Raw genomic sequence first — 22,823 nt, forward strand, 5'->3', positions numbered from 1 at the left:
CCGACTATAGAAATGCGCGGCCAATGCAGCCAGTCGAATCATTGATAGGGCGGTTAGAAACCGTCTAACACCAAGGAAATGCTCCCGGCGGGCATGTAACGGATGCGATATGAATTGACGGATCTCAGGGTTTTCCTTGCCATTGCCCAGGCCAAAAGCCTCAGCGCAGGCGCGGCTGAAATGCATTTGACGGCGCCATCTGCCAGCTACCGGCTCAAGAATCTGGAGCAGGCCATGGGTGCATCGCTGTTTGAAAGAACGTCCAAAGGCATGGTGCTGACCCCGGCGGGAATGACGGTCAAGAAATACGCCGATTCCATTTTCGGCAGCGTGGACCGCTTGCACGGAGAAATGCAAAGACATATCAATGGAATATCAGGCCATATCCGCGTCTTTGCCAACAGCAGCACGCTGACGGGAATTGCGCCCGTGCTCAGCCGCTATCTGGCCCATTATCCGAACGTCAATGTGGACCTGGAGGAGCGCCTGAGCGAAGATACGGTGCGCGCCGTGCTCGACGGCAATGCCGACGTGGGCCTGGTGGCCGGCCAGATCGATCTGCATGGCCTGCATGCCATCACCTATGGCCACGATGAACTGGTGTTTGTGGTGCCCGCTGGTCACCCCTTGGCCGCCAGCAGCAGGGTGCAGCTAGAAACTGCGCTGACCTACGACCTGGTCTCGATCGGCCGCAAGACCAGCAACTTCCTCTACCTCCAAGGCATGGCTTCCAAACTGGGCATGAATCCCAGGGTACGTGTGCACGCACCAACATTCGAGGCCGTGCTGCAGTGCGTGCAGGAAGGCGTGGGCATTGCGCTGGTGCCACGCTCCATTGCCCGGCCGGCGCTGCAGGCGCGCCGGCTGGCTGCCGTGGGTCTGGACGAGGCCTGGGCGCAGCGCGAGCAGAAGGTGGTCACGCGCGAACCCGAAACCCTGCCCGCCTATGCCCGCGATTTCGTGGCCTATGTGGCGGCCCAGCCTTTGCCCGAGGAAGGCGCCGTGCAGGAAACCCTGCCTTAGAAGATTTGAAATTCCGCTTAGAAAATGCCGACTGGCTGGGTGATGGTCGCACTTCTAGAATGCGGCGAATCGAATATTCGCCTCGTTCAAGAAAATGCAGACACGCCCATTGGATGGTTTGACGGTATTGGCCATGGAACACGCCGTGGCAGGGCCTTTTGCCAGCCGGCAGCTGGCGGACCTGGGTGCCAGGGTCATCAAGCTGGAGCGATTGCCCGATGGGGATTTTGCACGGGGCTATGACGACAAGGTCCATGGTGAATCATCCTTTTTTGTCTGGGCCAATCGGGGAAAGCAAAGCCTGGCCGCAGATATCAAGACCGCCGAGGGGCAGAATATCGTCGGGAAAATACTGGAAAACGCCGATATCCTGATCCAGAACCTGGCCCCGGGTGCCATGCAGAGAATGGGCATGGATTTCGACAGCCTGCATGAGAAATATCCGCGTCTCATCGTCTGCGATATATCGGGCTATGGCGAGGGCGGCCCGCTCAGCGACAGGAAGGCCTATGACCTGCTGATCCAGGCGGCAGCTGGCCTGATCTCGGTCACGGGCACGCCCGACCAGCCCGCGCGCGTGGGCATTTCCATCGCCGACATCGCGGCCGGCATGTATGCCTACTCGGGCATTTTGTCCGCCCTGCTGCAGCGCGCCCGCACGGGCCGGGGCCTGCGCGTGGAGGTTTCCATGCTGGAGGCGCTGGCCGAATGGATGTCCTACCCGCTGAACTTCGCCCACTACGGCGGCACGGCGCCTGCGCGCAGCGGGCTGACCCATCCTTCCATCGCGCCCTATGGCCAGTACACGGCCGGTGATGGCCAGAGCCTGATTTTCGGCCTGCAGAACGACCGCGAATGGCACAGCTTCTGCACCCATGTGCTGCAGCAGCCCGCGCTGGCGCAGGACGCGCGCTTTGCCACCAACCTGCAGCGCGTGGCGCACCGCGCGGAACTCGATGCGGTGATCGCATCCGTGCTGGCTCACCTGAGCCGCGAACAGGCCATGCAGCGCCTGGATGCAGGCGGCATCGCCAACGCGCCGCTCAACGACATGCACGCGGTCTGGAACCATCCGCAATTGCAGGCGCGCGAACGCTGGCGCGAGGTGGCCACGCCCGCCGGCAGCATCCAGGCCCTGCTGCCCCCGGCCACGCTGTCGGATGCCGAAGCCGCCATGGGCGCCGTGCCCGCGCTGGGCGAGCATACGCAGGCGCTGTGGGAGGAGTTTGGCGGGCAGGCTCGAGGCCGGCAAGAGTGATGCCCGATGGGTCCAGGCGGGCGATGGCGGTTGAACGACGCAACCCATTCGAGCGTGGCGAACTCGACCGCTTCCTTGGTTGTCATCGGCTCTCTTGAGAGGGACGAAAAGGGTCGCGCTCAGGCCGCGAGCGCTGCACGCAAGCGCTCGATGCTTCGCCGCCGCTCGGCGCGTGCTTCGAGCGCCTGCGCCATATCGACTTCGACAAAGCGTGCCTTGTGGTTTGGCTGCATCTGGGCGATGAGATCCATGTCGGCGCTGATGACGGTGCCCACCATCGCGTAGCCGCCGCCCGAGACCGCATCACGGTGCAGGATGATCGGTTCGCGTCCGCCCGGCACCTGGATGGAACCGTATGGGTAGCCCGCATCGACGATGTTCGACGGGTCGTCGCCCGCGCCGAATGGCGGCGTGCGCTCGTGGAACTTCAGCGGCGTGCCGTTCTTGTAGCGGTAGCCGATGCGGTCGGCTTCGGAACCGACGGTCCAGGTGTCGGCGAAGAAGCTTTGCACCGACACCTCCTGCAGTCGGTGAAAGTAGATGCCCGGCAGCACACGCAGGACCACTTCCTTGTCGAGCACCGGCAGCAATGCGGCCTGCACCGTGCGACCCGCGCGGGCGGCGGCGGACGGTACTCCCACGGGCAGTCTGTCGCCGGCCAGCAGCTTGCGTCCGTTGAAGCCGCCGAATGCGCCCAGGCCATAGGTCGAGCGGCTGCCCAGCACCACCGGCACGTCGATGCCGCCGGCCACGGCGATGCACATGCGCGCGCCGAGCTTCATGAAGTCGAAGCCGAGCCTGTCGCCGGCCTGCACCGCGAATGCGGTATTGCGTGGCACCTCATTGCCGTTGAGCTTGATCTTCGCGTCGGCGCCGGTCACGGCCACCAGCGCGGGCGCGTCGAACTGCAGCTCGGGCCCGAGCAGCGTGCTTTCGATGACGGCCGCCCCTTCGTCGTTGCCGACCAGCAGGTTTGCGAGCACCAGGCTTTGCTGGTCGAGCGCACCCGACAGCGGAATGCCCAGGTGGTAGTAGCCGGGGCGGCCGGCGTCCTGCACGCTGGTCGCGAGGCCGGGCTTGAGCACTTCAATCGCCATGGAGCACTTTCAGGAGCTGTTGGTTGTAGCCGCCCGGGTCGGCCAGGAAATCGTTGAGCGAGAACGACACTGGCGCGATGCGCAGCGCGTAGGTGCCGGCCTCGACCTGCGCGATCTGGCGGTCGTACTCGGCGCGGTCAATGGGCTTGTACTTGACGATGTCGCCGGGCTGGAAGAACACCATCAGCTCCTTCAGGTAGGACAGCCGTTGCGCCGGGTCGAAGATGGGCGCGGGCGTGACACCGAACATCTGGTAGCCGCCCGCACCACGCACCGAGTAGATGCAGCTGAAGCAACCGCCGTGGCCCAGCGTGAGCCTGGGCGTGTCGGTGCGCGGGCTCAGGTACTTGGGCACCTGGATCTGGCGCTGGCGCTCGACCATCTGGAACAGAAAGGGCAGGCCGGCCACGAAGCCGACCATCGACACGAACCAGGGCGCCGACGAGTGCGCCTCGATGAAGGCCTCGACCGAGACGTGGCCGTTGATGCGCGCCGCGTACTCGATGTCGGTGCCCGACGGGTCCTGGTGCCGCTCGCGAAAGCGCATCAGCGTCTCGTGCGTCCACGGGTCGTTGTAGAGCACGGGAATCTCGACGATGCGCGTCTGCATCTGCAGGTCGGCATCGCCCAGGCCCGCTTCGATGTCTTTGAGCATGGCGAGCAGTGCGTCGGGCGCGATCGCATCGGGATCGAAGCGCACGAGGTAGGCGGCGTTGGCGGGACAGATCTCGGTCACGCCCGTGATCTCGCCCGCCTGTGCGCGGCGGCGCAGCTCATTGCAGATGGCCATGCCTTTGAAGAACGCGGGCAGCGACATCTCTTCGCTGATCTCGACGAACAGGTGCTCGTCGCCGCCGAAGCTGTAGCGGGCCTGGGTGGGGAGGGTGCTGGCAGCGGTCATGCGGTCACCTCCGCAAGTGGGGCGGGTGCGTCGGCCAGCGGATTCAACGCCAGCCAGGTTTCGAGAAAGCCCGTGTGGAATGCGGCCTGCGCCACGCCCGCGTCCTCGCACAGTGCGCGGTGCAGCGGGATCGTGGTGTGGATGCCTTCGACCTGCAGCTCGTCGAGCGCGCGCCGCATGCGGGCCAGCGCGCCGGCGCGATCGGTGTCGTGCACAATCAGCTTGCCCAGCAGCGAGTCGTAGTACGCCGGCACGGTGCAGCCGGGGAACAGCATGGTGTCGAAGCGCACGCCGGGGCCGCCCGGCACCACGAGCTGCGACACGAGGCCCGGGCTGGGCATGAAGTTCTTCGCGGCGTTCTCGGCGTTGATGCGCACCTCGATGGCCGCGCCGGTCAGCCGGATGTCTTCCTGCTGCAGGCGCAGCGGCTGGCCCAGCGCGATGCGCAGCATCTCCTTCACGAGGTCGATGCCGGTGATCATCTCGGTGACGGGGTGCTCGACCTGGATGCGCGTGTTCATCTCGATGAAGAAGAACTCGCGCGTGTCGTCGTCGTACAGGTATTCGAGCGTGCCCGCGCCGCGGTAGGCCACGGCATGGGCCAGCCGCAGCGCCGATTCGCACAGCGCCGCGCGCGTGGCCTCGCTGATGGCGGCCGAGGGCGCTTCTTCCCACACTTTCTGGCGGCGTCGCTGCAGCGAGCATTCGCGCTCGAAGCAGTGAACCACGCGCTGGCCGTCGCCCAGGATCTGCACCTCGATGTGGCGCGCCTGGCGGATGAAGCGTTCGAGGTACACCTCGCCGTTGCCGAAAGCGGCCTGCGCCTCCGCCGTGGCGGTGGCGAACTGCTGGCGCAGCTTGGCTTCGTCGTGCGCCACGCGAATGCCGCGCCCGCCCCCGCCGGCCGAGGCCTTGATCATGATGGGGTAGCCGATGTCCTTTGCCACCGCAACGGCGGTGTCGGCATCTGTCACTGCCCCCACGCTGCCGGGCACGGTGGGCACGCCGGCCTTCATGGCCGCGGCGCGCGCGGCGGCCTTGTCGCCCATGGTGCGGATCGCGTGCGGTGTCGGGCCGACGAACACCAGACCCGCGCCCTCGATGCGCTCGGCGAACGCGGCGTTCTCCGACAGGAAACCGTAGCCCGGATGCACGGCGCCGGCGCCGCTGTCGGCTGCCGCTTCAAGAATGGCGTCTACGCTCAGATAGCTCCTGGTGGCATGCGCCGGGCCAATGCGCACGGCTTCGTCGGCCATGCGCACCGCGAGGCTTTGCGCGTCAGCGTCGCTGTAGACGGCGACGGTCTTGAGGCCCAGTTCCTTCGCGGCGCGGATGATGCGCACCGCGATCTCGCCGCGGTTGGCGATTAGCAGCTTGTCGAATGCGGCGGTCATGGTCCGGGCCTCACGCCGTTTCGATGACGGCCAGCGCTTGGCCAGGATCGACGGGTTCGCCGTTCTCCACGGCAAAGCCCCGCAGCCGTCCGGCCACGTCGGCCGTGACTTCGCTGAACTGCTTCATCACCTCGACCAGGCCGATCACATCGCCCACGGCCACGGTGTCGCCTTCGGCCTTGAATGGCGGCGCGTCAGGCGCCGAACGGCGGTAGAAGGTGCCCGGCAGCGGGCTCAGGACTTCATGGGTAGCGGGCATCGATGCACTCCTGGAAAGCGGGAACAGGAACGAAAGCGGGAAGAACGGAAAACTCAAGGCTGCGCCGGCGCAGCCGCACCGGCAAAACCTGCAACTTCGATGCCGTGCTCGGCCAGTGCGCGGCGCGTGGCCTGCACGAGCGCCAGCGCGCCGGGCGTGTCGCTGTGGATGCACACCGAGTCGAAGCCGATCGCCAGGTCCTGGCCTTCGACCGTGCGCACCACGCCTTCGGTGCAGGCGCGCAGCACCTTGGCGGCCACGGCCTCGGGGTCGAGCGCGCCGACGCGGCGGGTGAAGACGATGGAGCCGCTCAGGTCGTAGTCGCGGTCGGCATAGAACTCGCGCGCCACGGGCTGGCCCAATTCGCGCGCCACCTGGAAGGTGACGGACGATTCCATGCAGAACAGGCGCAGCGTCGGTTCGATCTGCTGCAGGGCCGTGACGAGTGCGCGCGACAGCGCCTCGTCGCGCGCCGCATGCATGTAGAGCGCGCCGTGCGGCTTGATGTGCTGCAGCGTCATGCCGGCCAGCCGCGCGAATTCGCGCAGCGCGCCGAGCTGGTAGACCATGTCGTTCACCAGCTCGTCGGCCGGTGCATTGATATGGCGGCGCCCGAAGCCCACGAGGTCGCGAAAGCCCGGGTGCGCGCCGATGCCCACGCCGTTTTCCCGGGCCAACAACACCGTCTTGCGCATGATGTTCGGATCACCCGCATGAAAGCCTGTGGCGATATTGGCCGAACTGATCAACGGCATCAATTCCTGGTCCACACCATCGCCGATGGCCCATGGACCGAAGCTTTCGCCCATGTCGGAGTTCAGATCAATCAGCGTCTTCTTCACGTTTTTGCCTTGTGTTGTTGGCACGGCCAGATGGCAGCAATGCGGGACAAGGTGAAGATTAGTCAGCTGAAAATCGGCTGAAAAGCATTATTTACAGGCGATGCGATATCTGAAAAACAGATACGCCGACTGCCTGCAATGAACGCTACCCTGCAGATCAGTGAATCCTCGGTATCGGATTTGCGCGCGCTGGCATGTAATTTTTGAGAGATAAGTAAATACCCCAGGAAGACCGCACCATGTCTCTGACCCTTCGCCAGCTCAAATACTTCACGGCGGTGGCCGAAGTGGGGCGCATCTCACATGCGGCACTGCAACTCAACATCTCGCAATCGGCGGTGACCACGGCAGTCCGGGAGCTGGAGGAAATGCTGGGGCAGCAGCTGTTTGAGCGACAGCCTCATGGCGTGGAACTGACCCGGGCCGGACGGCGGTTTCTGAGCCATGCCTATGCCGTGCTCTCGGCTGCAGACGAGGCGGTCCACATGCCGCATGAGGGAGTGAATGTCGAGGGGACGCTGACCATTGCCGCCACCTACACGGTGCTCGGCTACTTCTTGCCCCATCACCTTCAGCGTTTCGAGCAATTGCATCCGCAGATCAAGGTCAAGGTGCACGAAGTAGTGCGTGAAGCCATTGAGGAGGGGCTGATCACGCAGCAATACGACATGGGAGTACTGCTCACCTCCAATGTGGTGCTGCGCGAGCTGTCGCTCGAGACATTCTTTGGCTCGCAACGCCGACTGTGGGTGCCGGCCAAGCATGCGCTGCTCGAAAAGGCGGAAGTCACGCTGGCCGATGTGGCGGCCGAGCCCTACATCCTGCTCACCGTGGACGAGGCTGCGGGCACTGCAATGAAATATTGGAGCAAGACGCCGTACCAGCCTCAGATCAGGCTGCGCACGAGCTCGGTAGAAGCAGTGCGCAGCACCGTGGCGAATGGCCTAGGCGTGACCGTTCTCTCGGATATGGTTTATCGACCTTGGTCGCTGGAGGGAAAGCGCATTGAAACCATCAGTCTGCGCGACGCCGTGCCTACGATGAACATCGGGCTTGGGTGGAAGCAAGGCATCGAATTTTCCCCAGCGATGACGGCGTTTCGCGACTACTTTCGGCAGTTGTTTCTCGAGCCGGTCGTGCATCAAGGCAGAAGGAGGCCCGGCGGTTGATGTCGTTGTTTGGACATGCCCGTTTCTGCATTCAGCAAAACGGCTTCCAACGAATTTCTCGCGCATGCGAATGAATCAATTGAGGCATCACATCATGGCCCGGGTGAAGAATGCCGGCGATTCTCGGATCGATCGACATTCTCTTTCCAGCCGTTGTTTTGCACGCTTGATCTGGCGATGCGCTGGTGCCCGGGTATCAGTGGCATGCTGATCCCGGGCTTTGCGTTGCTGTTGGCGCCATGCTGTGCAATCCAATGCCGCACTGCAGGGTCAACAGCTCGATGGCGACGTCGAAGGTTCTACGAGATGGAGGAGAACCTGCGCGATCACACGTCGATATTGCCCGCCCGCAGCGCATTCGTCTCGATGAATTCCCGGCGTGGCTCCACTTCATCGCCCATGAGCATGGTGAACACGCGGTCGGCCTCGATGGCGTCGCCGATCTGCACCTGCAGCAGGCTGCGCACGGTGGGGTCCATGGTGGTTTCCCACAGCTGCTCGGGGTTCATTTCGCCCAGGCCCTTGTAGCGCTGGCGGGCCGTGGTGCGTTCGGCTTCGTGCAGCAGCCATTGCATGGCTTGGCGGAAGTCGCCGGCCTTGTCGCTCTTGGCCTTTTCGCCCTCGCCACGCGTGACCTTGGCGCCTTCGCCCAGAAGGCCGTTGAAGTTCTGGGCTTCGTCGGCCAGCGCGGCGTAGTCGTGGCTGCGCACGAACTCCTGGGTGAGGATGGAGCTCTTGATGTTGCCGTGGTGGTGGCGGCTGATGCGCAGCACGGGCTTTTCGGAGACCGGATCGATTTCGGCCGTGACCTCGGCGGGCACGCCCGTGGTGGTCAACTCGCGCAGCTTGGCCTCCAGGATGGGGGCGCAGGCCTGGGCCGCCTCGATGCTGTCCAGCGTGATCTGCACGCCGTCGGCGATGGCGCGCAGGGCCTCGGCATCCATGAAGTTGGACAGGCGGTCGATGACGGTCTCTGCCGCCAGGTGCATGTTGGCCAGCTTGGCCAGTTCCTCGCCGTCCAGCGTGCGCGGGTTGGCTCCGCCGGTGCTGACGCTGGCGTTCATCAGTGCGATGCGCAGCAGGTACTGGTTGAGCGCGGGGCCGTCCTTGATGTAGAGCTCTTCCTTGCCGTTCTTGACCTTGTACAGCGGCGGCTGGGCGATGTAGATGTGGCCGCGCTCGACCAGGTCCGGCATCTGGCGGTAGAAGAAGGTCAGCAGCAGGGTGCGGATGTGGGCGCCGTCCACGTCCGCGTCGGTCATGATGATGATGCGGTGGTAGCGCAGCTTGTTGGGGTCGAAGTCGTCGCTGCCGCTCTTGCCCGATTCGGCCGTGGCCTTGCCGATGCCGGTGCCCAGGGCCGTGATCAGGGTGACGATTTCGTTGCTGGTCAGCAGCTTTTCGTAGCGGGCCTTTTCCACGTTCAGGATCTTGCCGCGCAGCGGCAGGATGGCCTGGAACTTGCGGTCGCGACCTTGCTTGGCGGAGCCGCCGGCGGAGTCACCCTCGACGATGTAGATCTCGCACAGCGCCGGGTCCTTTTCCTGGCAGTCGGCCAGCTTGCCGGGCAGGCCCATGCCGTCGAGCACGCCCTTGCGGCGCGTCATCTCGCGGGCCTTGCGCGCGGCCTCGCGGGCACGCGCGGCATCGACGATCTTGCTGCACAGGATCTTGGCGTCGTTGGGCTTTTCTTCCAGGTAGTCGGTCAGCGCCTTGGCGACGATGTCCTCCACGGGCGCGCGCACTTCGCTGGAGACCAGCTTGTCCTTGGTCTGGCTGCTGAACTTGGGTTCGGGCACCTTGACGGACAGCACGCAGCACAGGCCTTCGCGCATGTCGTCGCCGCTGACCTCGACCTTGGCCTTCTTGGCCAGTTCGTTCTGCTCGATGTACTTGCCGATCACGCGCGTCATGGCGGCGCGCAGGCCCGTCAGGTGGGTGCCGCCGTCGCGCTGCGGGATGTTGTTGGTGAAGCACAGCACCTGCTCGGCATAGCTGTCGTTCCACTGCATGGCGACTTCGACGCCGATCTCGGTGCCGGGGATGCCGCCGTAGCTTTCCGCAGGACGCGTGCCGTTGGCGTGGAAGGCCGTGGGGTGCAGCACCTTCTTGTTGGCGTTGATGAACTGCACGAATCCCATGACGCCGCCGGCGCCGGAGAAGTCGTCTTCGCGGCCGTCGCGCTCGTCCTTGAGGCGGATGCGCACGCCGTTGTTCAGGAAGGACAGTTCGCGCAGGCGCTTGGCCAGGATCTCGTAGCGGAACTCATGGTTCTGCGTGAAGATTTCCGTGTCGGGCAGGAAGTGGACCTTGGTGCCGCGCTTGTCGCTCTTGCCGACCACGCGCATGGGCGAGACCTCGACGCCGTCCACGATCTCGATCGGGCGGTTCTGCACGTGGCCGCGCGAGAAGTCGATTTCGTAGACCTCGCCATCGCGGCGCACGTTGAGCTTGAGCCAGATGGACAGCGCGTTCACGCAGGACACGCCCACGCCGTGCAGGCCGCCCGAGACCTTGTAGCTGTTCTGGTTGAACTTGCCGCCCGCGTGCAGTTCGGTGAGGGCGATCTCGGCCGCCGAGCGCTTGGGCTCGTGCTTGTCGTCCATCTTCACGCGCGTGGGGATGCCGCGGCCGTTGTCGATGACGGACAGGGAGCCATCGGCATGGATGGTGACCAGGATGTCGTCGCAGTAGCCGGCCAGGGCTTCGTCGATGGAGTTGTCCACCACTTCGAAGACCAGGTGGTGCAGGCCCGTGCCATCGGAGGTATCGCCGATGTACATGCCGGGGCGCTTGCGCACGGCCTCCAGGCCTTCGAGGATCTGGATCGCGCCTTCGCCATAGCCGCTGGAGTCTGAGCCTTCGGGGGCAATGGTCTGGTTTTCTGGCTTGTTCTCGTCGGTCATGGAAGGCCCTGGGGTAGTTCCGTCGGAAGCTGTCGCTTCGCTTGAAAATGTTCGATTCGGCCGCTGGCGCGGTGCGTAGGGACGCGCGCTGCGGGCTACGAGTCGGGTAGGGTGGTTGCGCACCGTGCACCGGCTTGTGCCACCGGGCGGCGGGTGCAGGGGCTGCGCAATGTGTCAGGCATCGGTGTCGTGTGGCGCGCGGTCAGATGCGCATGGGCATCACGACGTACTTGAAGCTGTCGTTCTCGGGGATGGTCAGCAGGGCCGAGCTGTTGCCGTCCTGCAGGTCGATCCTGATCATGTCCTGGCTCATGTTGGACAAGGCGTCGATCAGATAGGTGACGTTGAAGCCGATCTCGATGGTGTCGCCACCGTAGTCGATGTCCAGCTCGTCCATGGCCTCTTCCTGCTCGGCGTTGTTGGACGCCACGCGCAAGGTGCCGGGCTCCACCGTCAGGCGCACGCCCTTGAACTTGTCGCTGGTCATGATGGCCGTGCGCTGCAGGCTGGCCAGCAGCGGGGCGCGGCCCAGGGTCACGCTGTTGGTGTGGTTGCGCGGGATGACACGGTTGTAGTCGGGGAACTTGCCCTCGACCAGCTTGGTCACGAACTCCATGCCGCCAAAGGTGAACTTGGCCTGGTTGTTGGCGAACTGCATCTCGATGTGGGGCTGGTTCTCGCCGCCGGCATCCGACAACAGGCGCTGCAGCTCCAGCACGGTCTTGCGCGGCAGGATCACTTCCTGCTTGGGCACTTCCACGTCCAGCTGGCTGCTTGCAAACGCCAGGCGGTGGCCGTCGGTGGCCACCAGGGACAGCTGCTTGCCCTCGGCCACGAACAGGATGCCGTTGAGGTAGTAGCGGATGTCCTGCACGGCCATGGCGAAGGAGACCTGGCCCAGCAGGTCCTTGAGCACCTTCTGCGGCACGCTGAAGGAAGGGCCGAAGGCCGCAGCCTCCTGCACCAGCGGGAAGTCCTCGGCCGGCAGGGTCTGCAGCGTGAAGCGGCTCTTGCCGCCCTTGAGCACCATCTTGGCCTGCTGGGTCTCCAGGCTCACGGTCTGGTCGCCGGGCATGGTCTTGAGGATGTCGATCAGCTTGCGCGCGCCCACGGTGGTGGTGAAGTCGCCGGTGTCGCCGCCGAGCTCGGCGGTGGTGCGGATCTGGATTTCCAGGTCGCTGGTGGTCAGCTGCAATGCGTTGCCGGTCTTCTTGATCAGCACGTTGGCCAGGATGGGCAGCGTGTGGCGGCGTTCGACGATGCCGGACACCGATTGCAGGACCGCGAGAACTTTGTCTTGTGTGGCTTTCAGGACGATCATGTCAACCTCTGATTTAAGGATGCGGGTCTCGGTAGGAGCGGCGGCTCACAAATGAGCCCCCTCTTGCCGCTCGAATCCCCCATTTTGCCGCGTACATACGACCAGAACGGGGGAGTTTTCATCAACCTTTGAGAGTTTGCTCCAGCACGTGCAGCTGCTGGTTCAGCTCGGTCAGTTGCTGGCGTTCGCCGGCGATCTTGCGCACCGCGTGCAGCACGGTGGTGTGGTCGCGCCCGCCGAACAGCTCGCCGATCTCGGGCAGGCTCTTCTGGGTCAATTCCTTGGCCAGGTACATGGCAATCTGGCGCGGCCGGGCGATGCTGGCCGGGCGCTTCTTGCTGTACATGTCGGCCACCTTGATCTTGTAGTAATCGGCCACCGTCTTCTGGATGTTCTCCACACTGATCTGGCGGTTCTGGATGGACAGCAGATCGCGCAGGGCCTCGCGGGCCAGCTGGATGGAGACTTCCTTCTGGTTGAAGCGCGAATAGGCCAGGATCTTGCGCAGCGCGCCTTCGAGCTCGCGCACGTTGGAGCGCACGTTCTTGGCCACGAAGAAGGCGACTTCCTCGGGCATCTCGGCGTTCTCGGCGCGGGCCTTGTTGATCAGGATGGCCACGCGCATCTCCAGCTCGGGCGGCTCGATGGCCACCGTCAGCCCGGAGTCGAAGCGCGATACCAGCCGCTCGTGGATGTTCGCCAGACCCTTGGGATAGGTGTCCGAGGTCATCACGATGTGGCTCTTCTTGGCCAGCAGCGCCTCGAAGGCGTTGAAGAATTCCTCCTGCGTGCGGTCCTTGTTGGCGAAGAACTGCACGTCGTCGATCAGCAGCAGATCCAGCGAGTGGTAACGCTCCTTGAATTCGTCAAAGGTGCGGCGCTGGTAGGCCTTGACCACATCCGAGACGAACTGCTCGGCGTGGATGTAGAGAACTTTGGCGTCGGGCTTGTCGGCCAGCAGCTTGTTGCCCACGGCATGCACCAGGTGGGTCTTGCCCAGGCCCACGCCGCCGTAGATGAACAGCGGGTTGTACAGGTGTCCGGGCGAGCCCGCCACATGCATGGCGGCCGAGCGTGCCATGCGGTTGGCCGTACCTTCCACCAGGGTCTCGAAGGTCAGCGCGGCGTTCAGGCGCGTGCGAAAGACGGGCGCTGCCGCGTCTTCGCTGGTGACCGTGGGCACCGAGGTGACAATGGTTTCCGGCGGGGCCGAGCGCTCGCTGGAGGAGGGGCGGACGTAAGTCCGCACAACGCTTTCCCGCTGAGCGAGTGCCAACTCAAGCGTCACCGGCTGGCCATAGAGCGACTCCAGCATGGCCGAGATGCGGCCTGCATATTGGGCGCGGATCCAGTCGAGCTTGAAGCGGTTGGCCACGTAGACGGTGACTTTGGAGAAGTCTTCGGCGACGTGCGCGGTCAGGGGCTTGATCCAGGTGTTGAACTGCTGTTCGGGCATTTCCTGCCCCAGTTGCTCAACGCAGACTTGCCACAGGCCCTGGCCTGCATCGTTCGTAGGTTCCTCTGTCATTGTCGAAGTCTAGTTGTGGATAGGAGGAACTGTTGCGAGGCTGCCATTGTAGCTTTTGCGGAAGTTATCCACAAAATATCAGGAGCTTGTCCTCCGCCTTGTCGCAAAATGGGCAGGCATCCTTCGGGTTCGAAGGGCATTGCATCAAGTGGACAACGCTGTGATAATCGCGGGTTTCCCTGAATGTGTTCAGGGTGATATGTCCCGCCCGTCTGCATCGGGTCTGCATGCTGCCGCTGGCGGCCTTGGGCGAAACCTCTCGGGGTTGCTCCTTGGGCTGCACATGGCAAGTGCATCGTGCAGATTTTTGGCAGGTGGCCTGGCGGTTTGCCTTTGTGGCGGCTGCTGGCTGCACTGCGTGTAGCGTGCCGGATACGGGACCGGTGCAAAACTGAACCTTCTCTAGGAACCAACATGAAACGTACTTACCAACCCTCCAAGACCCGTCGCGCCCGCACCCACGGCTTTCTGGTCCGCATGAAGACCAAGGGCGGCCGCGCCGTGATCAACGCTCGCCGCGCCAAGGGCCGCAAGCGTCTGGCCGTCTAAGGCCGGCCATTGCTGGGCGGTTTGCTCGCTGCACTGAACCCCTGAACGGGGTGCTGGCATGCAACGGCTGAAAACACGTCCGCAGTTTCAGGCCGCCATGGCTGCCGGTACGGTATCGCGTACCGCGCATTTCGCCCTGCACCGTCTCGTTCTGACGGAGCAGGGCGGCGCCATGGCGCCACCGACAGGGCCCGGGTCGCAAGACCCGCAGGCCCTGTTCGGCGTTGGCGCCGTGCGCCAGGATGCCTGGCTGGGCGCCATGGTGCCCAAGCGCTGGGCGCGCCGCTCGGTGACGCGACACACTATCAAGCGGCAGATCTATGCCGTGGGCAGCGAGCATGAGACCCTGATGCTCCAAGGCGCCCATGTGGTGCGGCTGCGCTCGGGCTTTGACCGGCGCCAGTTCGTGAGCGCCACTTCTGATGTGCTCCGGCAGGCCGTGCGCGCCGAGCTGCAGCAGTTGTTCGCCTATGCGGCGAAACGCCTGTCGCAGCCTGCGCCCGAGCTGCCGCAGCCCGCACAGGAACGCGCCGCAGCCGCTGGCGAGAGCATCGGGGTTGCGCCATGATGCAGCGGCTGCTGATGGCGCTGGTGCGCGGCTATCGGCTGATGCTCAGTCCCTGGCTGGGCTCGGTCTGCCGCTTCACGCCCACCTGCTCGGCCTATTCCCTTGAAGCGTTGGAGCAACACGGCGCTGCGGTAGGCTCCTACCTGACGCTGCGCCGCCTGGCGCGCTGTCATCCGTGGTGTGACGGGGGGCATGACCCTGTGCCAGAGCAAAAGCCCAGGCTGTTCACCAGCCTGACGGCTGCGCCCGAAAACACCCAACCTTCCTCACCTAAGAAGTCTTCATGAACGATATTCGCCGCACCATCCTGTGGGTGATATTTGGCTTTTCGCTGGTCTTGCTATGGGACAAATGGCAAGTGCACAGCGGCAAGAAGGCCACTTTCTTCCCCGCGCCTGCCGTCGCCACGGCCCCGGCACCTGAAACGGGCAAGGCGCCCGGCGATGCCAGCGTGCCCTCGGCGGCTGCTGCGGCAACGGCCGGTGCCGGCGAAGTGCCTGGCGGCGCTGCCGCCGCGCCCGAGGCAGCCCCGCGCCAGAACGTCACCATCAGCACCGACGTGCTGCGCCTGACCTTCGACAGCCAGGGCGGCACGCTGCGCCATGCCGAACTGCTCAAGTACGCGGATTCCGTGCACAAGGACAAGCCCGTGGTGCTGTTCGACGAGAGCGTGCACCGCGTGTACCTGGGCCAGTCGGGCCTGATCGGCGGCGGTTTCCCCACGCACAAGACGACCATGACCGCGCTGCCCGGCGCGCGCGAGCTCAAGGACGGCGAAGACCAGATGGAACTGCGCTTCGAGTCGCCCGACATGGGTGGCGTGAAGCTGGTCAAGATCTGGACGCTCAAGCGCGGCGCCTACGACATCGGCGTGCGCCATGAAGTGGTGAACACCGGCACGGCGGCCGTGAGCCCGCAGCTGTACCTGCAACTGGTGCGCGACGGCAACAAGCCCGAAGGCGAACAGTCCACCATGTACTCCACCTTCACGGGCCCGGCCGTCTACACCGACGAGAAGAAGTACCAGAAGGTCGAGTTCAAGGACATCGAGAGCGGCAAGGCCAGCGTCGAGAAGTCGTCCTCGGGCGGCTACGTGGCCATGGTCCAGCATTACTTCGCCAGCGCCTGGCTGCTGGCCGAAGGCATCCAGCGCGACAACTTCCTGCGCAAGGTGGACAACAACCTCTACGCCGTCGGCATGATCACGCCGGTGGGCACCATCGAGCCTGGCCAGAGCAAGAGCGTGGAAGCGCGCCTGTTCGCCGGTCCCCAGATCGAAAAGCGCCTGGAATCGCTGGCGCCCGGGCTGGAGCTGGTCAAGGACTATGGCTGGCTGACCATCCTGGCCAAGCCGCTGTACTGGCTGCTGGACAAGCTGCACGGCTTCCTGGGCAACTGGGGCTGGTCCATCGTGGCCCTGGTGCTGCTGCTGAAGATCGCCTTCTACTGGCTCAATGCCAAGGCCTACTCCTCGATGGCCAAGATGAAGGCCATCAACCCGCGCATCATGGAAATGCGTGAGCGTCTCAAGGACAAGCCCCAGCAGATGCAGCAGGAGATGATGCGCATCTACCGCGAGGAAAAGGTCAACCCCATGGGCGGCTGCCTGCCCATCATCATCCAGATCCCGGTATTCATCGCGCTGTACTGGGTGCTGCTGTCCAGCGTGGAAATCCGCAACGCGCCCTGGATCGGCTGGATCACTGACCTGTCGGCCAAGGATCCTCTGTTCATCCTGCCCGTGCTGATGACCCTGTCCTCGCTGCTGCAGACGGCGCTGAACCCCGCTCCGCCGGATCCGATGCAGGCCAAGATGATGTGGATCATGCCCCTGGTCTTCAGCGTGATGTTCTTCTTCTTCCCGGCCGGCCTGGTGCTGTACTGGCTGACGAACAACATCCTGTCCATCGCCCAGCAGTGGATCATCAACACCCGCATGGGCGTGCCGCCGCAGTTCAACCTGCCCAAATTCGGCAAGTCCACGCCGGCCAAGTAAGCCTGCGAAGGCCCTTGCTCCAAAGCCCGCTTCGGCGGGCTTTTTCATGGGCGGCCTATCATCGGCGGCCTGAAATCCCTCCCAAGAAAGCTCCATCCATGCTGCCCCGCCACAACGACCCCATCGCCGCCATCGCCACCGCCCCGGGGCGGGGTGCCGTGGGCATCGTGCGTGTGTCCGGCAAGGGCGTGGCGCCGCTGGTGCGGGCGCTGTGCGGGCGCGACCTCAAGCCGCGCGAGGCCACCTATCTGCCGTTTCGCGATGCCCAGGGCGGCCCCATCGACCACGGCCTGGCCCTGTTCTTCCCGGCGCCGCACAGCTATACCGGCGAGGATGTGCTGGAGTTGCAGGCCCACGGCGGCCCCGTCGTTCTGCAACTGCTGCTGGCGCGCTGCCTGGAGGCTGCGCAAGCCTCTGGCGAAGACCATCGCAGCGTGCTGCCGGGCCTGCGCCTGGCCCAGCCCGGTGAATTCACCGAGCGTGCCTTTCTCAACGACAAGATCGACCTGGCCCAGGCCGAGGCCATTGCCGACCTGATCGACGCCAGCACCGAGGCCGCCGCGCGCAGTGCGAGCCGTTCGCTGTCGGGCGCTTTTTCCGAGGAAATCCATGGCCTGCGCGATGCGCTGGTGCACCTGCGCATGCTGGTCGAGGCCACGCTGGACTTTCCCGAGGAAGAGATCGACTTCCTGCAAAAGGCCGATGCCAGCGGCCAGCTCGCGCGGCTGCGCGGCAAGCTGGACCAGGTGCTGTCGCGCGCCCACCAGGGTGCGCTGTTGCGCGAAGGCATCAAGGTCGTGATCGCGGGCCAGCCCAACGCGGGCAAGAGCTCGCTGCTCAACGCGCTGGCCGGTGCGGAGCTGGCCATCGTCACCCCGATTGCCGGCACCACGCGCGACAAGGTGCAGCAGACCATCCAGATCGAGGGCGTGCCCCTGCATGTGATCGACACGGCAGGCCTGCGCGAGAGCAGCGACGAGGTCGAGCGCATCGGCATCGCGCGCGCCTGGGACGAGATCGCCGCGGCCGATGCCGTGCTCTTCCTGCACGACCTCACACGCATGGGCGAGCACGACTACCTGGCGGCCGATGCCGCCATTGCCGAAACCCTGGCCCAGAAGCTGCCGCGCCAGGTGCCCGTCATCGACGTCTGGAACAAGACTGATCGCGCGGAACCCGCTCAGATGCAGGCGCATGGCGGCCGTGAAGGCAGCGTGGCACTGTCGGCACGCACGGGCGACGGCCTGGATGCCCTGCGCCGGCGCCTGCTGGACGTGGCCGGCTGGCAGTCGGCCCCAGAAGGCCTGTACCTGGCGCGCGCGCGCCATGTGGAGGCACTGCAGGCCGTGGCCACCCACCTGCAGGAGGCCGAGCTGCAGCTGGCGGCCCAGGCCGCCCACCTGGACTTGCTGGCCGAGGAACTGCGCCTGGCCCAGGTCTCGCTGAACTCCATCACCGGGGAATTCAGCTCCGACGATCTGCTGGGCGTGATCTTTTCCAGCTTCTGCATCGGCAAGTGACCGGGCTGCCGGATGGCCCCGACCCATTCGCACAGCCAGCAGAGTTGCTGCAATACTTATCTTTTGCTACAAAATTTGCCGCCGAAAACCCGCTTGTCGGCATTGGCGTGCCCGCTGCCGTCGCTTAGCATGCGGCGTGCCGCAGCGGCCCTCGTCGCTGCCTGCCGCCGGGCGCAGCCCTGGCGCGGGTGCGCGGCCCAATTCGAACCGGATCCGCCATGTCTTCTTCCTCCCACAATGATTTGCGGCCACTGGCCCAGGCCATGTCGTCGGCCGTGGCTGTCGATGGTGTGCAGAACGCGCTGACCTTGGAGCAATGGGATCTGCTGGCGCCCTACCTGGTGCCGGTCACGCTGGCGGCGGGCGAGCTGCTGTTTGCCGAAGGTTCGCTGGACCGCAATCTGTACTTCGTGGAGTCCGGCAGCCTCAGCGTGCACTACCAGGATGCGAAGGAGCGCATCCGCCTGGCCATCGTCGGCCCGGGTTCCATCCTGGGCGAGGGCGCCTTCTTCGCCCACCGTGCGCGCCATGCCACTGTGCAGGCGGCTGCGCCGGGACGGCTTTGGTGCCTGACGGCCATGCGCTTCGCCGAACTCAGCAATCGCCAGCCCGGTGTGGCGCTGGCCCTGGTCATGGCGGCCGGCCAGGTGCTTGCCCGCCGTGCGGTGGACAGCCGCCGCCGGGTGGCCAGTACCTGAAAGGCTCCCGGGCAGCACCTGGGGCGGGGCGCTGTGCGGGCGCGGGGCGGTGACAGGCCGGCCTTTGCGCTGCGACAAATTGATACAGCGGTTTTGCTGCGCCCGTGCTCGAAATGTCGCAAAGTTGCAGGCACAATGCCGCGAGTTTGTGACTATTCGTGACAATGAGAGCCCCCATGTCTGTGTTCAACTGGTTTTCCCGCAAGCCTGTGCCGGAGCAGGGCCGTGGTTCGCCCGGAGACGATGGCCAGGCCAGTGCCGTGGCGCGTCGTGATGCAGGGCCCGGCGGGCGCCGCAGCGAGCGTTCCGAGCGCCGTGAGCAGCTCTATGGTGTGGTGCGCGATGTCATGGTGCGTGCCGGTGTGTTGTCGGCCAGCTACAAGTTCAAGGTGCTCTCGCTGGACAACGTGGGCCAGCGCTTCGTGGTGATGATGGACCTGGCGCGGGCCTATGCCAGCGAAACCGCGCGGCTCAGCGAGATCGAGGCCATGCTGGCCCAGGCGGCCAAGGCCCGCATGGGCGCGGTCGTGACGGCCGTGTACTGGCGGGTCAGCGACCAGAACGCTGCAGCCCAGGCCCAAGCCCAGGTGCATTCCGCAGCGACGCGCGCACCGCGTCCTGCCCCGCCCATGGCCGTGCCGGTGGCGGCCTCGATGGAGGCGGCAGCGCCCCAGCGCCGCAGGCAGGACATGGCGCCCTTCGAACCCATAGACGATCAGGAAATGGCGGCCTTCAAGCTCGCCGTGGCGGCCATGCCCGCAGCCGGGCGGGGAGCGGGTTCTGCAGGCTCTGCTGCAGCGGCTCCCGCTGGTGTGCGCCGCTCGGGCCCCTTGCTCGGGCCGGGCGCAGGCGATCGCGGTGCGGACTTTCCCCATAGCACGCTGGACCACCTGGACCTGGGCGTCACCCAGTACGGCGAACTGCGCTGACCGGGCTGCGGCCTGGCTCAGTGGCCGGCGAAATCCACCAGCGTGAACAGCGGCAGTCCGCTATCGCGCAGCAGGGTGGAGCCGCCCAGCTCGGGCAGGTCCACGATGGCCGCGCCCTCGATCACGGTGGCGCCGAGTTTTTCCAGCAGCCGCTTGCCGGCCATCATGGTGCCGCCGGTGGCGATCAGATCGTCGATCAGCAGCACGCGGTCGCCCGCCTTGACGGCGTCGGTGTGCAGCTCCACGGTGGCACTGCCGTATTCGAGTTCATAGGTTTCCTCCACCGTGGTGAAGGGCAGCTTGCCCTTTTTGCGGATGGGTACAAATCCCACGCCCAGCTCGTGGGCCACCACGGCGCCCAGGATGAAGCCGCGCGCATCGAGCCCGGCCACCACATCGGGGCGCATGCCACGCTGCATGTAGCGGTGCACGAAGGCGTCGGTCATCACGCGAAAGACCTGCGGGTCCTGCAGCAGCGGCGTGATGTCGCGGAACTGCACGCCGGGCGCCGGCCAGTCGGGAACGGTGCGTATGTGCGTGCGCAGGTAGTCGTTGACGCTGGGGGTGGTATGCATGGCGCTGGATCGGGGGCTGGAGAAGACGGGCCAGTGTACCCAGGCGCCCGATGGCGACCGCCGCCGCCGGATGGCCAGACCGCCTAAAATCATCCAGATGAATTCTGATGCTGCCACCCTGGATGCGCTGGACACGCCCCGTGCCCTGCGCCTGGCCCGCGACACCCTGGGCATCGAGGCCGATGCCCTTCAAGCCATGTCGCAGCGCCTTGATGGCGTGTTCGGCGAAGTGGTGCAGCGCATCCTGCGGCTGTCCGGCCGCGTCGTCGTGATGGGCATGGGCAAGAGCGGCCATGTCGGGCGCAAGGTGGCCGCCACCCTGGCTTCCACGGGCACGCCTGCGTTCTTCGTGCATCCGGCCGAGGCCAGCCATGGCGATCTGGGCATGGTGACCGGCATCGACCTGGTGCTGGCGCTGTCCAACAGCGGCGAGGCCGATGAGCTCGCTGCGTTGCTGCCGGCCATCAAGCGCCAGGGCATTGCGCTGGTGGCCATGACCGGCGGCGCGCAATCCACGCTGGCCCGCCATGCCGACTGGGTGCTGGACACCCGTGTCGAGCGCGAGGCCTGCCCCCTGAACCTTGCGCCCACGGCCAGCACCACGGCGCAGATGGCCATGGGCGACGCCCTGGCCGTGGCCCTGCTCGATGCGCGCGGCTTTGGCGCCGAGGACTTTGCGCGCTCCCATCCGGGCGGCGCGCTGGGCCGCAAGCTGCTGACCCATGTGCGTGATGTCATGCGCAGCGGCAATGAGCTGCCGAAGGTCGGGGCCGATGCCAGCTTTGTCGAACTGATGCGCGAGATGAGCGCCAAGGGCCTGGGCTGCTCGGCCATCGTCGATGCGGCAGGCGTGCTGCAGGGCATCTTCACCGACGGAGACCTGCGCCGCCGCGTGGAGGCCGGCACCGACCTGCGCGCGCTGCAGGCCGGCGATGTCATGCACAAGGGGCCCCGCACCATCGCCGAAGACGCGCTGGCCGTGGACGCCGCCAGCATGATGGAGGAGCACGGCATCACCGCGGTGCTGGTGGCCGATGCGCAGCGTCAGCTGCGCGGCGTGGTCCATATCCGCGACCTGATGCGCGCCAAGGTGATCTGATGGCACGCGCTCCTTTGACGCCCGTGCAGAACTGGGACGCACAACTGCTGCTGCTGGCACAGGATGTGCGGGTGGCCTTCTTCGATGTCGATGGCGTGCTCACTGATGGCGGCCTGCTGTTCTCTGGCGAAGGCGAGGTGCTCAAGCGCTTCAACACGCTGGACGGCCATGGCCTGAAACTGCTGCAAAAGGCCGGCATCACGCCCGCCGTGGTGACGGGCCGCGATTCGCCGGCCCTGCGCCTGCGGCTGAGCAACCTGGGCGTTACGCATGCGCGCTTTGGCACGGAAGACAAGGTGCCTGCCGCTGAGGCCATTCTGGGCGAGCTGGGCCTGCAGTGGCACCAGGCGGCAGCCATGGGCGACGACTGGCCCGACCTGCCCGTGATGCGCCGCTCCGCCTTTGCCTGCGCGCCGGCCAACGCCCATGACGAGGTGCTGGCCGTGGCCGACTGGATCACGCCGCGCAGCGGTGGCGAAGGGGCGGTGCGCCAGCTGTGCGACCTGCTGCTGGCCGCGCGTGGCGCCTATGCCGGGCTGCTGGCGGAATACGCATCATGATCCAGGCTTGGCGCCGCGTCGGTGACCGGCTTTCCCTGTACCTGCCCGTGCTGCTGATGGGCCTGCTGGCGCTGGGCACCTGGTGGCTGGTGCGCAATGCACCGCAGCCCGTGGCCAGCGGCACCGAAAAGGCCGTGGCGCATGAGCCCGACTACTTCATGAAGGATTTCTCGATCAAGAGCTTCGACGCCACGGGGCGGCTCAAGAGTCAGATTGAGGGCAGCATGGGCCGCCACTATCCGGATACCGACACCCTCGAAATCGACAACGTGCGCATGTTCGCGGTCTCGCCTGAAGGCCGCATCACGCGCGGCAGCGCCAAGCGGGCGCTGAGCAATGCCGATGGTTCCGAGGTGCAGATGTTTGGAAATGCCGTCGTCACGCGCGAGCCATTTGTGACAGCAGGTAAACAACCGCAGCCGCAGTTGCAATTCCAGGGCGAATTCCTGCACGCCTGGCCCAACGAGGAAAGAGTGAGTTCCAACCAGCCCGTGGTGCTGACCCGTGACAAGGACCGTTTCACGGCCGACAGCATGCAGTACAGCAACCTGGATCTGGTGATGAAGCTGCAGGGCCGCGTGCGCGGCACCCTGCAGCCGTCCAGGACCAAGTAAGGCGCCAGCGCAAGCGC

General features: G+C 65.4%; 22 protein-coding genes. 13 read left to right on the plus strand and 9 right to left on the minus strand.

Translation table 11 applies throughout. The features are described 5' to 3' along the window. The first annotated feature begins 102 nt into the window (after positions 1 to 102). Both BW39_RS06715 and BW39_RS06720 read left to right on the plus strand, forming a co-directional pair. Complete coding sequence (locus BW39_RS06715; RefSeq protein WP_043820651.1) at positions 103 to 1,023, plus strand: LysR family transcriptional regulator; 921 nt, start codon at positions 103 to 105, stop codon at positions 1,021 to 1,023. Positions 1,024 to 1,156: 133 nt separating this feature from the next. After that, the gene (locus tag BW39_RS06720; RefSeq protein WP_043820653.1) at positions 1,157 to 2,281 is read left to right on the plus strand and encodes a CaiB/BaiF CoA transferase family protein; all 1,125 of its coding nucleotides are present in this window, start codon (positions 1,157 to 1,159) and stop codon (positions 2,279 to 2,281) included. A gap of 119 nt (positions 2,282 to 2,400) precedes the next feature. On the opposite strand, the gene BW39_RS06725 is transcribed toward BW39_RS06720, so the two are convergent. The 5 genes from BW39_RS06725 to BW39_RS06745 are packed head-to-tail and all read right to left on the minus strand — an operon-like array spanning position 2,401 to position 6,774. After that, positions 2,401 to 3,378: a biotin-dependent carboxyltransferase family protein gene (locus BW39_RS06725; protein ID WP_043820654.1), complete on the minus strand. Its 978-nt coding sequence runs from the start codon at positions 3,376 to 3,378 to the stop codon at positions 2,401 to 2,403. After that, positions 3,368 to 4,279, minus strand: a complete 912-nt coding sequence (locus BW39_RS06730; protein WP_043820657.1) for a 5-oxoprolinase subunit B family protein — start codon at positions 4,277 to 4,279, stop codon at positions 3,368 to 3,370. The genes BW39_RS06725 and BW39_RS06730 overlap by 11 nt, the downstream gene beginning before the upstream one ends. Next, positions 4,276 to 5,673, minus strand: a complete 1,398-nt coding sequence (locus tag BW39_RS06735) for an acetyl-CoA carboxylase biotin carboxylase subunit (RefSeq protein WP_043820659.1) — start codon at positions 5,671 to 5,673, stop codon at positions 4,276 to 4,278. Before BW39_RS06735 ends, BW39_RS06730 begins: the two co-directional genes overlap by 4 nt. Positions 5,674 to 5,683: 10 nt before the next feature. Continuing rightward, positions 5,684 to 5,932, minus strand: coding sequence for an acetyl-CoA carboxylase (locus BW39_RS06740; protein ID WP_012201946.1), 249 nt, complete (start codon positions 5,930 to 5,932; stop codon positions 5,684 to 5,686). Positions 5,933 to 5,985: 53 nt separating this feature from the next. Next, positions 5,986 to 6,774 carry a 5-oxoprolinase subunit PxpA gene (locus BW39_RS06745; RefSeq protein WP_043820660.1) on the minus strand — a complete coding sequence of 263 codons (789 nt, stop codon included), beginning with the start codon at positions 6,772 to 6,774 and terminating at the stop codon, positions 5,986 to 5,988. Positions 6,775 to 7,013: 239 nt separating this feature from the next. Between BW39_RS06745 and BW39_RS06750 the strand changes: the two genes are divergently transcribed. Further along, a complete protein-coding gene (locus BW39_RS06750) occupies positions 7,014 to 7,943 on the plus strand; it encodes a LysR family transcriptional regulator (protein WP_043820663.1) in 930 nt (309 codons plus the stop codon). 326 nt (positions 7,944 to 8,269) lie between these two features. Here BW39_RS06750 and gyrB read toward each other — a convergent pair whose 3' ends face one another. The 3 genes from gyrB to dnaA all read right to left on the minus strand — a co-directional run bounded on the left by gyrB (position 8,270) and on the right by dnaA (position 13,698). Beyond that, positions 8,270 to 10,849, minus strand: a complete 2,580-nt coding sequence (gene gyrB, locus BW39_RS06755) for a DNA topoisomerase (ATP-hydrolyzing) subunit B (RefSeq protein ID WP_012201943.1) — start codon at positions 10,847 to 10,849, stop codon at positions 8,270 to 8,272. A 202-nt stretch (positions 10,850 to 11,051) separates the two neighbouring features. Continuing rightward, a complete protein-coding gene (gene dnaN / locus BW39_RS06760) occupies positions 11,052 to 12,170 on the minus strand; it encodes a DNA polymerase III subunit beta (RefSeq protein WP_012201942.1) in 1,119 nt (372 codons plus the stop codon). A 121-nt stretch (positions 12,171 to 12,291) separates the two neighbouring features. Next, positions 12,292 to 13,698, minus strand: a complete 1,407-nt coding sequence (gene dnaA, locus BW39_RS06765; RefSeq protein ID WP_012201941.1) for a chromosomal replication initiator protein DnaA — start codon at positions 13,696 to 13,698, stop codon at positions 12,292 to 12,294. Between the two features lie 414 nt (positions 13,699 to 14,112). Between dnaA and rpmH the strand changes: the two genes are divergently transcribed. From rpmH to BW39_RS06795, 7 genes are all read left to right on the plus strand, one after another. Beyond that, entirely contained in the window at positions 14,113 to 14,247 is a 135-nt protein-coding gene (gene rpmH, locus BW39_RS06770) for a 50S ribosomal protein L34 (RefSeq protein WP_012207856.1), read from the plus strand. A gap of 58 nt (positions 14,248 to 14,305) precedes the next feature. After that, positions 14,306 to 14,815: a ribonuclease P protein component gene (locus BW39_RS06775; RefSeq protein ID WP_012207855.1), complete on the plus strand. Its 510-nt coding sequence runs from the start codon at positions 14,306 to 14,308 to the stop codon at positions 14,813 to 14,815. Beyond that, positions 14,812 to 15,102, plus strand: coding sequence for a membrane protein insertion efficiency factor YidD (gene yidD, locus BW39_RS30115; protein WP_081816139.1), 291 nt, complete (start codon positions 14,812 to 14,814; stop codon positions 15,100 to 15,102). Before BW39_RS06775 ends, yidD begins: the two co-directional genes overlap by 4 nt. Further along, positions 15,099 to 16,811, plus strand: coding sequence for a membrane protein insertase YidC (yidC, locus tag BW39_RS06780; protein WP_012207853.1), 1,713 nt, complete (start codon positions 15,099 to 15,101; stop codon positions 16,809 to 16,811). Before yidD ends, yidC begins: the two co-directional genes overlap by 4 nt. Positions 16,812 to 16,909: 98 nt before the next feature. Further along, positions 16,910 to 18,331 (plus strand): tRNA uridine-5-carboxymethylaminomethyl(34) synthesis GTPase MnmE, encoded by a 1,422-nt coding sequence (mnmE, locus tag BW39_RS06785; RefSeq protein ID WP_043820664.1) that lies wholly within the window; start codon positions 16,910 to 16,912, stop codon positions 18,329 to 18,331. Positions 18,332 to 18,549: 218 nt separating this feature from the next. Further along, on the plus strand, positions 18,550 to 19,029 hold the full coding sequence (locus tag BW39_RS06790) for a Crp/Fnr family transcriptional regulator (protein WP_012207851.1): 480 nt from the start codon (positions 18,550 to 18,552) through the stop codon (positions 19,027 to 19,029). A gap of 176 nt (positions 19,030 to 19,205) precedes the next feature. Beyond that, on the plus strand, positions 19,206 to 19,958 hold the full coding sequence (locus BW39_RS06795; protein WP_034397495.1) for a hypothetical protein: 753 nt from the start codon (positions 19,206 to 19,208) through the stop codon (positions 19,956 to 19,958). 17 nt (positions 19,959 to 19,975) lie between these two features. On the opposite strand, the gene BW39_RS06800 is transcribed toward BW39_RS06795, so the two are convergent. Next, a complete protein-coding gene (locus BW39_RS06800; RefSeq protein WP_012207849.1) occupies positions 19,976 to 20,533 on the minus strand; it encodes an adenine phosphoribosyltransferase in 558 nt (185 codons plus the stop codon). 97 nt (positions 20,534 to 20,630) lie between these two features. On the opposite strand from BW39_RS06800, the gene BW39_RS06805 reads away from it, so the two are divergent. From BW39_RS06805 to lptC, 3 genes are read left to right on the plus strand one after another with little or no spacing between them, the layout of a single operon-like run. Further along, on the plus strand, positions 20,631 to 21,632 hold the full coding sequence (locus BW39_RS06805; protein WP_013804807.1) for a KpsF/GutQ family sugar-phosphate isomerase: 1,002 nt from the start codon (positions 20,631 to 20,633) through the stop codon (positions 21,630 to 21,632). Further along, entirely contained in the window at positions 21,632 to 22,192 is a 561-nt protein-coding gene (locus BW39_RS06810; RefSeq protein ID WP_012207847.1) for a KdsC family phosphatase, read from the plus strand. Before BW39_RS06805 ends, BW39_RS06810 begins: the two co-directional genes overlap by 1 nt. Further along, positions 22,189 to 22,806, plus strand: a complete 618-nt coding sequence (gene lptC / locus BW39_RS06815) for an LPS export ABC transporter periplasmic protein LptC (RefSeq protein ID WP_013804806.1) — start codon at positions 22,189 to 22,191, stop codon at positions 22,804 to 22,806. Before BW39_RS06810 ends, lptC begins: the two co-directional genes overlap by 4 nt. The last annotated feature ends 17 nt before the right edge of the window (positions 22,807 to 22,823 follow it).

This window comes from Delftia sp. RIT313, assembly GCF_000632165.1.
Classification (GTDB): Bacteria; Pseudomonadota; Gammaproteobacteria; order Burkholderiales; family Burkholderiaceae_C; genus Comamonas; species Comamonas acidovorans.

Bases quoted from the DNA above. Each gene is read 5' to 3' on its own strand.
- lptC (WP_013804806.1), top strand. From the start codon at position 22,189: ATGATCCAGGCTTGGCGCCGCGTCGGTGACCGGCTTTCCCTGTACCTG.
- BW39_RS06790 (WP_012207851.1), top strand. From the start codon at position 18,550: ATGTCTTCTTCCTCCCACAATGATTTGCGGCCACTGGCCCAGGCCATG.
- BW39_RS06715 (WP_043820651.1), top strand. From the start codon at position 103: ATGCGATATGAATTGACGGATCTCAGGGTTTTCCTTGCCATTGCCCAG.
- dnaA (WP_012201941.1), bottom strand. From the start codon at position 13,698: ATGACAGAGGAACCTACGAACGATGCAGGCCAGGGCCTGTGGCAAGTC.
- dnaN (WP_012201942.1), bottom strand. From the start codon at position 12,170: ATGATCGTCCTGAAAGCCACACAAGACAAAGTTCTCGCGGTCCTGCAA.
- mnmE (WP_043820664.1), top strand. From the start codon at position 16,910: ATGCTGCCCCGCCACAACGACCCCATCGCCGCCATCGCCACCGCCCCG.
- BW39_RS06730 (WP_043820657.1), bottom strand. From the start codon at position 4,279: ATGACCGCTGCCAGCACCCTCCCCACCCAGGCCCGCTACAGCTTCGGC.
- BW39_RS06810 (WP_012207847.1), top strand. From the start codon at position 21,632: ATGGCACGCGCTCCTTTGACGCCCGTGCAGAACTGGGACGCACAACTG.
- BW39_RS06720 (WP_043820653.1), top strand. From the start codon at position 1,157: ATGGAACACGCCGTGGCAGGGCCTTTTGCCAGCCGGCAGCTGGCGGAC.
- gyrB (WP_012201943.1), bottom strand. From the start codon at position 10,849: ATGACCGACGAGAACAAGCCAGAAAACCAGACCATTGCCCCCGAAGGC.
- rpmH (WP_012207856.1), top strand. From the start codon at position 14,113: ATGAAACGTACTTACCAACCCTCCAAGACCCGTCGCGCCCGCACCCAC.
- BW39_RS06735 (WP_043820659.1), bottom strand. From the start codon at position 5,673: ATGACCGCCGCATTCGACAAGCTGCTAATCGCCAACCGCGGCGAGATC.
- BW39_RS06725 (WP_043820654.1), bottom strand. From the start codon at position 3,378: ATGGCGATTGAAGTGCTCAAGCCCGGCCTCGCGACCAGCGTGCAGGAC.
- BW39_RS06775 (WP_012207855.1), top strand. From the start codon at position 14,306: ATGCAACGGCTGAAAACACGTCCGCAGTTTCAGGCCGCCATGGCTGCC.
- BW39_RS06750 (WP_043820663.1), top strand. From the start codon at position 7,014: ATGTCTCTGACCCTTCGCCAGCTCAAATACTTCACGGCGGTGGCCGAA.
- yidC (WP_012207853.1), top strand. From the start codon at position 15,099: ATGAACGATATTCGCCGCACCATCCTGTGGGTGATATTTGGCTTTTCG.
- BW39_RS06740 (WP_012201946.1), bottom strand. From the start codon at position 5,932: ATGCCCGCTACCCATGAAGTCCTGAGCCCGCTGCCGGGCACCTTCTAC.
- BW39_RS06805 (WP_013804807.1), top strand. From the start codon at position 20,631: ATGAATTCTGATGCTGCCACCCTGGATGCGCTGGACACGCCCCGTGCC.
- BW39_RS06800 (WP_012207849.1), bottom strand. From the start codon at position 20,533: ATGCATACCACCCCCAGCGTCAACGACTACCTGCGCACGCACATACGC.
- yidD (WP_081816139.1), top strand. From the start codon at position 14,812: ATGATGCAGCGGCTGCTGATGGCGCTGGTGCGCGGCTATCGGCTGATG.
- BW39_RS06795 (WP_034397495.1), top strand. From the start codon at position 19,206: ATGTCTGTGTTCAACTGGTTTTCCCGCAAGCCTGTGCCGGAGCAGGGC.